Annotated in this window: 6 protein-coding genes and 1 pseudogene; 5 read left to right on the top strand and 2 right to left on the bottom strand. The window is 58.5% G+C overall.

Annotated features, from left to right (window positions below; all coding sequences use genetic code 11):
- Positions 1–803, bottom strand: an 803-nt coding sequence (locus tag GIW04_RS24445; protein WP_236479276.1) for an MFS transporter, incomplete at its 3' end; no start/stop codon positions are given.
- Positions 804–1,149: 346 nt separating this feature from the next.
- Between GIW04_RS24445 and GIW04_RS24440 the strand changes: the two genes are divergently transcribed.
- The 5 genes from GIW04_RS24440 (at position 1,150) to GIW04_RS24420 (ending at position 8,015) form a co-directional block, all read left to right on the top strand.
- The gene (locus tag GIW04_RS24440; RefSeq protein ID WP_120248015.1) at positions 1,150–2,082 is read left to right on the top strand and encodes a LysR substrate-binding domain-containing protein; all 933 of its coding nucleotides are present in this window, start codon (positions 1,150–1,152) and stop codon (positions 2,080–2,082) included.
- A gap of 144 nt (positions 2,083–2,226) precedes the next feature.
- Positions 2,227–3,651: an aldehyde dehydrogenase gene (gene aldA, locus GIW04_RS24435; RefSeq protein ID WP_120248016.1), complete on the top strand. Its 1,425-nt coding sequence runs from the start codon at positions 2,227–2,229 to the stop codon at positions 3,649–3,651.
- A gap of 149 nt (positions 3,652–3,800) precedes the next feature.
- On the top strand, positions 3,801–5,120 hold the full coding sequence (locus GIW04_RS24430; RefSeq protein WP_034135591.1) for an MFS transporter: 1,320 nt from the start codon (positions 3,801–3,803) through the stop codon (positions 5,118–5,120).
- A 1-nt stretch (position 5,121) separates the two neighbouring features.
- The gene (locus tag GIW04_RS24425; protein WP_120248017.1) at positions 5,122–6,339 is read left to right on the top strand and encodes a mandelate racemase/muconate lactonizing enzyme family protein; all 1,218 of its coding nucleotides are present in this window, start codon (positions 5,122–5,124) and stop codon (positions 6,337–6,339) included.
- A 68-nt stretch (positions 6,340–6,407) separates the two neighbouring features.
- Positions 6,408–8,015: a GMC family oxidoreductase gene (locus tag GIW04_RS24420; protein ID WP_120248018.1), complete on the top strand. Its 1,608-nt coding sequence runs from the start codon at positions 6,408–6,410 to the stop codon at positions 8,013–8,015.
- Positions 8,016–8,286: 271 nt separating this feature from the next.
- Here the strand turns inward: GIW04_RS24420 and GIW04_RS24415 are convergent.
- Positions 8,287–8,420, bottom strand: a pseudogene (locus GIW04_RS24415) (LysR family transcriptional regulator); the annotation flags it as partial.

Genomic DNA, 8,420 nt, shown 5'->3' with positions numbered 1-8,420 from the left:
ATTCCGATCAGTGTCCACAGTGATCCGGTGATCTGCGCGTTGGCGCCCAGCCGTTCGCTGGCAAACGCCGAGAGGAAATTCAGGAAGGGGCCGCTGATCCCGCCTATGAAAGCGCTGAGCAACAGTATGTGCAACGCCACCGGGTATTCCAGGCACAGGTCCACCCATTGTCTGAGTACCCAGCGTAGCGACGGCGCGCTGCTTTGCTTGATGTGTTGGCCTGTTGCCAACGGCGCCAAGGCCCAAAAGGTCAGCAGCGTGACAATTAAGGTCAGCCCGGCGCACATCAGCCAGAAGTACCGCAACGAGATGCCCTGCAGCAGGGCGATCAGCACACCGTTAAGGCAGATCGCGAACGCCGCCCCCGACGATGCCAGGCCCAGCACGCGGCTGCGATGGGAGGCGGGGATCACTTCGCCGACCAGTGCGGCGATGGCGTTCCAGTTCGACACGGCGCAGGCCGAGACCAGTGCCAGGCATAGCGCGAACGGCAGCACCCACGGGGTGGCGACCGCCAGGGCCAGCAGCGCCGGGCTCAAGGCCATCGTCAGCTTTACCATGTTGCGCGGGCTGATCCACGCCGCGGCGATACCGCTGACAATGGACGCACCCATGTAGAACAGTTGCAGCAGCGCCGCGACGAACGCGGCCTGGCTGTAGCTCAGTTCGAACACCTGGCGGATCTGGGGTAATAAGGCCGAATAAAGGAAGATACTGAAACCGTGGGTGGTGGCGTTACACGCGGTAAAGATTAGCGCCAATATAACAATACTTCTTGTGGCTGAGTGTGTGTTGATTGGCATGGGGTTGGCTCGGTCAGTTTAATTGCTATGGAATGGGGCGTAAGTGCGAGACATGCCCTATGTAAGTGCGTTGACTCAGTCGGGGATTCAATTAAAGCAAGACTAGCGTTTATATAAATAAAACAGCCAGTGCTTAATAGTCGTGAGTGTGCTGCGAAATACTCATGCTATTTATACGTCAGCGACAGTGGCAGGGCTGAAACCGACGTCATTGAATATTGCCGATTACCTGTGGCGAGGGAGCGAGGGAATCGGCCTGCACAACACAAAAATGCATGTTACTCAGGAAATTTGCCGCAAGCCGTGGGATGCTTATGGCTCGTCAGCCACAGCGCGAGTCCTGTTCATGAAACGCAAAATGCCCGCGCTCAATGCGCTTAAAGCCTTCGAAGTGGCCGGCAGTACCGGCAGTTTTACTCGGGCGGCGGAGCTGCTCAACGTCACGCAAAGTGCCGTCAGCCGCCAGGTGCGCCAGCTCGAAGAACAGCTCGGCGAGAATCTGCTGGAACGCCGGCATCACCACCTTGAACTGACCAGCGCCGGCCGGGTTTTGCTGCGGGCGCTGCATCAATCCTTCGACAAAATCGAGCTGACGGTGCGCAGCATCCAGCAGAAGTCACACGCTAATCGCCTGCACATCAACGCACCGCCTACCTTCACCAGCCGCTGGTTGATGCCGCGCCTGGGGCGGCTGCGGGAGAAACACCCCGAATTGGAGCTGAGCATCACCACGCGTTTACAGGACAGCCTGGCGGAAACCAGCACCCTGGACTGCGCGATCCGCTTTGGCGATGGCGAATGGGATGGGCTGGACAGCTCGCTGCTGCTCCAGGAACGGCACATTGCGGTGTGCGCGTCGTCGTTGTATACGCGGGAAGCGAGCGAGGGCGAAATCGACCTTAGTCGCCTGACTTTGCTGCATGTGTTGGCCAGGGAAGACCAGCGCTACCTGACCTGGAAACACTGGCTCGACGCGGCGAAAATCAGCGGCGTGGATACCCAGGGCGGCTATGAATTCGACCTGCTGGACCTGGCGATTCGTGCGGCCACTGACGGCTTGGGCATCACCATTGCCGACTGGCACATGGTTGCCCCTGAGCTGTCCAGCGGGCAGTTGACCCAGGTACTGAACGTGCATGTGGAAGGGCATCAATCCTACTGGTTGGTGACTCGACCGGAGCAGACGTTGATGCCGCAGTTGCAGGTGTTCAGTCAGTGGTTGCAGGAGGAAATCTGGTTGGCTCAGAGGCAGCTCGAACCCTCCACCGCCGCCAGCTGAGCCCCCAACCCTCACGGGAAATTTGATTCCTTCCTGGGTAACCTGCATTTTCTGAATGTTACTTCGCTCAATAAATCGTTTGTTCAACCCCCTCAGGATGCCAAAACTGCGGGAACTGGATAAAAACAACGATGGGCGATTCACATGCGACTTGAGCGAAACTTTGTAAACGGTCACTTCATTGAGCCTGCCAGCGATGCGCTGATTGCGGTCTACAACCCGGCCACCGGAGCCTTGGTGGGTCAGGTCTCGGCCGCCACCAGCGCTGAAGCAACTGCCGCCGTTGAGGCTGCCGCCGCCGCCCAGAAGCGCTGGGGCAAGCTCACGAGCATCGAACGCGCCGAGCACTTGCGCTCATTCGCTGACGCCCTGGAGGCCTGCGCCGAGAGCATCGGTGCCGCCTTGGCCGCCGAATCCGGCAAAAGTGTCAGCGACGCCAGCAACGAAGCTCGTTACGCCGCGCAAATCACCCGTTACCACGCCGAGTGGGCGCGGCGGATCGAAGGCGAGATCATTCCCAGTGACACCCCGAACGAAAACCTCCTCCTGCACCGCGAACCGATTGGTGTGGTCGCCTGCCTGATTCCGTTCAACTACCCGGTCTACACCTTGCTGCGCAAAATCGCCCCCGCGCTTATTGCCGGTAATACCGTGGTGGTGCGCCCGAGTAACAACACCCCGATCTCGGCGTTTGAAATCGCCAAGGCTGTGCAGCAATCCGGTTTACCGGCCGGCGTGGTCAACATACTGACCATGGACCATGCCACCGCCGCAACGGTCTGCACCCATAAAGCCGTCGGCTTGATCACCCTGACCGGCAGCGTCAACGCCGGGCGCATCGTGCTCGATTATTGCAAGGCCAACATCGCCAAGCCGTCGCTTGAACTCGGCGGCAAAACCCCGGCAATCATTGAAGCCGACGCTGACCTTGAAGCGGCCGCCAGCGCTATTGTCGCGTCCAAGACCACTCATTGCGGTCAGTTGTGTACGGCGGTGGAGCGGGTTTACGTGCAGGAAAGCGTCTACGAGCAATTTCTCGCGTTGCTCAAAGCCAAAATCAGTGCCGTGAAGTTTGGCGACCGCGCCACCGACGCCAGCCTGATGGGTCCGTTGGTCAACGCAAGCTCGCGGCAAAACATCCACGCCATGGTCGAGCGTGCCGTCTCCGACGGTGCGGTACTGGAAGCGGGCGGTTTCATTCCTGAGGGCAACGGCCATTTCTACCCGCCGACGCTGTTGAGCAACTGTCGCCAGGACATGGAAATAATCCAGGAAGAAATCTTCGGCCCGGTGCTGCCAGTGCTCAAGTACCGCGACATCGACGAAGCGCTGGCCATGGCCAACGATCACCAGTTCGGCCTGTCGTCGGTGGTGTACACCGAGAGCTACCGCACCACCCTGAAAGTCGCCAACACCATCGAGGCCGGTGAGTTGTACGTCAACCGGACCCCGGCTGACCCTTACCAGGGCTTCCACGCCGGGTGGAAACGCTCGGGCCTGGGCGGTGATGACGGCAAGCACGGCATGCTCGAATTCACCCAGACCCGACTTGTGGTGATGAAGTACTAGACCGGTAGCTGCACGCTTCAAGCGGTAAATGAAAGCGAACGGCAGCGGACTCTGAATTGCCGCTTGTAGCTTTGCGCTTGTTACTGCTCCAAACCTATAAAAACAATTATTGGGGCTCCCGGACCACCGGGATGCCCGAGGTCTCATCGATGTCCAAGCCTGCAACCACTGTTGCCGCTGTTCAGGGTTCGAACGCGGCTGCAAAAAGCCGCAGTGACAAGGGAAGTCGCTACATCCAGTTGATGCTGTTGGTGCTGGCCGCCGGGGCGATCTACCCGATTCTGTACCTGCGCCAGGTTTACCAGACCACCATGCTCGAGGTGTTCCAGATCAACCACAGCGAATTGGGTTATCTGTACTCGATGCTCGGGACAATTTTCCTGCTTAGCTATTTGCCGAGTGGTTGGTTGGCCGATCGGATCGCGCCGCGGTTTTTGATTTTCTTTTCGCTGGTGGCCACCGGAGCCTTGGGGCTTTGGTACTCCACGGGACCGTCGATGACCGGTTTGATGATCATCTTCGGTTGCTGGGGCCTGACCACCGGCCTGACGTTCTGGGCCTCGGTGCTCAAGCGGGTGAAGATGATTGCTCATCACACTGAACAGGGCCGGTTCTTCGGCATCCTCGACGGTGGTCGCGGGCTGGTCGAAGCGCTGCTCGCAACGGTCGCCCTGGGGCTGTTTGCCTTCGCCACAGAAACCCGTGGCGAGTCCGCCGCAGAAGGTTTCAAGCACGTGGTCTACCTCTATGCCTTCACCTGTATTGCCATCGGCTGTGTGCTGGTGCTGATCAAGGACCCGAAGGCGATGGAGGACACCGCGCCAGTGGAAAAGGGTAAATACAACCTGCTCAGCGACCTGACCACACTGGTGAAAATCCCTGAGCTGTGGCTGGTGACGGCGATCGTGTTCTGCGGTTACCACATCTTCTGGGCGACCTACAGCTTCTCCGATTATTTGCAGGGCGGCGGCATGACCGCCGTCATGGCCGGCACTATCACCACCATCAAGCTGTGGATGCGTCCGATTGGCGGTATCGGTGGCGGCTGGCTCGGTGACAAGTTCTCGAACATTTCGGTGCTGATCGTGGCGCTGTTCCTCGCGACATTGGCGATGGTCGGCCTGATCGTGTTCCCGGCGCTCAACAGTATGGGCCTGCTGGTTGGTACGGTGATCTTCATCGGCCTTATGACGTATGCGATTCGCGGTTTGTACTGGGCGATCCTCGACACCTGCAACATTCCGCTGCGCATTACCGGCCTCGCCATCGGCATTGTCTCGGTGGTCGGTTACCTGCCGGACGCCTTCATCCCATTGATCAACGGTTACCTCACCGAACACTTCCCTGGCGCCCTTGGTTACAAGCTGTATTTCGGCTACATCGCCTCCGTCGGCCTGATCGGGACCCTCGCGGCCCTGAGCTTGCGCGCGCGTATCAATCGTCAATCTTCTAATAAAACAGGTGCCTGAGATGAAAATCGTCGCCCTTGAAACCCATATCGTTGCCGTACCGCCACCGCACATTGGCGGCATGTATTGGCTGTTCGTCAAGCTCAAGACCGATTGCGGCATTGAAGGTGTCGGCGAAATCTACGCTGCAACCTTCGGCCCCAAAGCCATGCTGCCGATCATTGAAGACGTGTTTGAACGCTACTTGCTCAACCAGGACCCGCATCACATCGAACGCTTTTTCCGTCAGACTTATTCGAGCGGCTTCACCCAGCGTCCCGACCTGACCATGATGGGCGTGGTCAGCGGCCTGGAGATGGCCTGCTGGGACATCATCGGCAAAGCGGCGAACAAGCCGGTCTATGAATTGCTTGGCGGCAAGGTCAATGAGCGTCTGCGTTCCTACACCTACCTGTACCCGGTCAACAGCCAGGGTGAGTACGACTATGACGACCCGGACTTGGCTGCCGAATGCGCTATCGAGAACATGAATAAAGGCTTCACCGCCGTGAAGTTCGACCCGGCCGGGCCGTACACCGCGTACTCCGGTCACCAGATTTCGCTGGAAGTACTGGAGCGCTGCGAAACCTTCTGCCGAAAGATCCGCGAAGCGGTGGGCGACAAGTGCGACCTGCTGTTCGGCACCCACGGGCAAATGGTCCCGTCCTCGGCGATTCGCCTGGCCAAGCGCCTGGAGAAGTACGACCCGTTATGGTTTGAAGAGCCAGTGCCACCGGGTCAGGAGGAGGCGATGGCGCAAGTCGCGGCCAAGACCACCATTCCGATTGCTACGGGCGAGCGGCTGACCACCAAGTACGAATTCTTCAAGCTGTTGCAGGCAGGCGGTGCGTCGATTCTGCAAATGAACGTGGCCCGCTGCGGCGGGCTGCTGGAAGCCAAGAAGATCGCGAGCATGGCCGAGGCCTATTACGCGCAGATCGCACCGCATCTTTATAACGGGCCGATTGGCGCGGCGGCGAGTTTCCAGTTGGCAACCTGTACCCCGAATTTCCTCATCCAGGAAAGCATCATGACCTGGGGCGGTTTCCACGCCGAAGTCCTGACCAAGCCGCTGCAGTGGGAGGACGGCTACATCATCCCGTCCACCGAGCCGGGCCTTGGGGTGGAGCTGAACATGGACGTGGTGCGCAGGCATTCGCCCTATACCGGTGAGCGCTTGCACCTGCAAATGGCACCGGCCCCGGCAGACGTCAAAGACACATCGCCGGCCAGAGGCTGACGGGATTTGCCGTCGTTCAGTTGCGGGAATGAGTGTTTTTTAAATAACGACTTACGCGGTAACCGTGCATGACATACGACTACATCATCGCTGGCGCCGGCGCGGCCGGCTGCATACTCGCCAACCGGCTATCGGCCTGCGGCAAATACACGGTGCTGCTGCTGGAAGCGGGCGGCAAGGACAGTTCGCTGTGGTTCAAGATCCCGGTCGGCTTTGCCAAGATGTATTACAACCCGACCTTCAACTGGATGTACTACAGCCAGCCGCAGAAGCAGCTCAACAATCGTGAAATTTATGCTCCGCGCGGTAAGGTCCAGGGCGGTTCGGGCTCGATCAATGCGATGATCTACGTCCGTGGTCAAGCCCATGACTTCGATGACTGGGCCGCCAACGGCAACGATGGCTGGGGTTTCAAGGACGTTTTGCCGTATTTTCGCAAACTGGAAAATCACCCATCGGGCGAAAGCGAATATCACGGCGGCAGCGGCCTGATCAGCATCACTCCGATGAAGGGAGAGACCCATCCGATCTGCGATGTGTTTCTCAAGGGGTGCGATGAACTCGGTTACCCGCAGAGTGACGACTTCAACGGGCCGAACTTCGAAGGCTCGGGTATCTACGATGTCAACACCAAGGACGGCCAGCGCAGTTCCAGTAGTTTTGCGCATCTGCATCCCGCACTCAGCCGCCCGAATCTGACGGTCGAGCATTACGCACTGGTCGATCGGGTATTGTTCGAGAACGTGCGGGCCAGCGGCATTTCCGTGACCCAACACGGCGTGGTCCGCACCTTCCAGGCGCGCAAGGAGGTGATCCTCTGTGCCGGTGCCGTTGACACACCGAAGATTCTGCAACTATCCGGTGTCGCTGATCAGGCGTTGCTCGCCAAGCACCAGATCCCGCTGGTCAAACACCTACCGGCAGTGGGGCAGAACCTTCAGGATCACTTGTGCGTCAGCTACTACTACAAGGCCAACATTGCGACGCTTAATGACCAGCTCAGCTCGCTGCTCGGGCAGTTCAAGCTCGGCCTCAAATACCTGCTGACCCGCAAGGGTGCCTTGGCGATGAGCGTCAACCAGGCCGGTGGTTTCTTCCGTGGCAACGAGTCGCAGGCCAACCCGAACCTGCAACTGTACTTCAATCCGCTGTCGTACCAGATCCCGAAAAACAACAAGGCCAGCCTCAAGCCCGAGCCGTATTCCGGCTTCCTGTTGTGTTTCAACCCGTGCCGGCCGACGAGCCGTGGGCATATCGAGATCCAGTCGAATAACCCCCGGGATGCGGCGTTGATCGATCCCAATTACCTGAGCACACAAAAGGACATCGACGAAGTGATCCAGGGCAGTCGGCTGATGCGCAAAATCATGCAGGCGCCGGCCTTGAAAAGCATCACGGTTGCAGAAGTATTACCGGGGCCAGCGGTCGAAAGCGATGAACAGATGCTGCAGTACTTTCGCGAAAACAGCGGTTCGATCTATCACCTGTGCGGTTCGTGCGCGATGGGGGCGGATGTACTGAAGTCAGTGGTCGATAAACGGCTTAAAGTCCATGGTCTCGATGGTCTGCGCATTGTCGATGCGTCGATCTTTCCCAATGTGACGAGCGGCAATACCCACGCCGCAGTGCTGATGGTAGCGGAGAAGGGCGCCGATCTGATTTTGCAGGATGCCTGATTCGTTGCCATGGTGATTGAACGTCTGCCGATTTGTTTTTGTTTAACCTGAGTAGTCGATAATAAGAAAGCTGGGGTCGATGGTTGTCGAACTCTTGATCCAACTGACCAAGAGGGAGCGGAGCTTAGCCTTAGACTGGGGGCATCCTTTTCAATCCGTCCAAAGCATGCCCTCGGATGTGCCCCCAATGTAGCAATCGTATGGAAGTGAGTGGATCTCCATGGTCTGTGAAAAGGCAGAAATGATCAGATGAGCAGCATACAGAAGACGCCTAGAGACTCTCAGGGGCGCCGAAAAACATCTGAATCCTCGACCTCAACCACCGCTCCCCCGGATCATTACCCGGCGACCCCCGCCACGCCATATGCAGCTCAAACGAGCGCACCGGCAACGGCGGGTCTTCGG

This window comes from Pseudomonas sp. PA-4-8C, assembly GCF_021606625.1.
Lineage (GTDB): Bacteria > Pseudomonadota > Gammaproteobacteria > Pseudomonadales > Pseudomonadaceae > Aquipseudomonas > Aquipseudomonas lactis.
The sequence above is the reverse complement of the archived record's forward strand: the minus strand, read 5'-3'. Positions and strand labels throughout refer to the sequence as shown.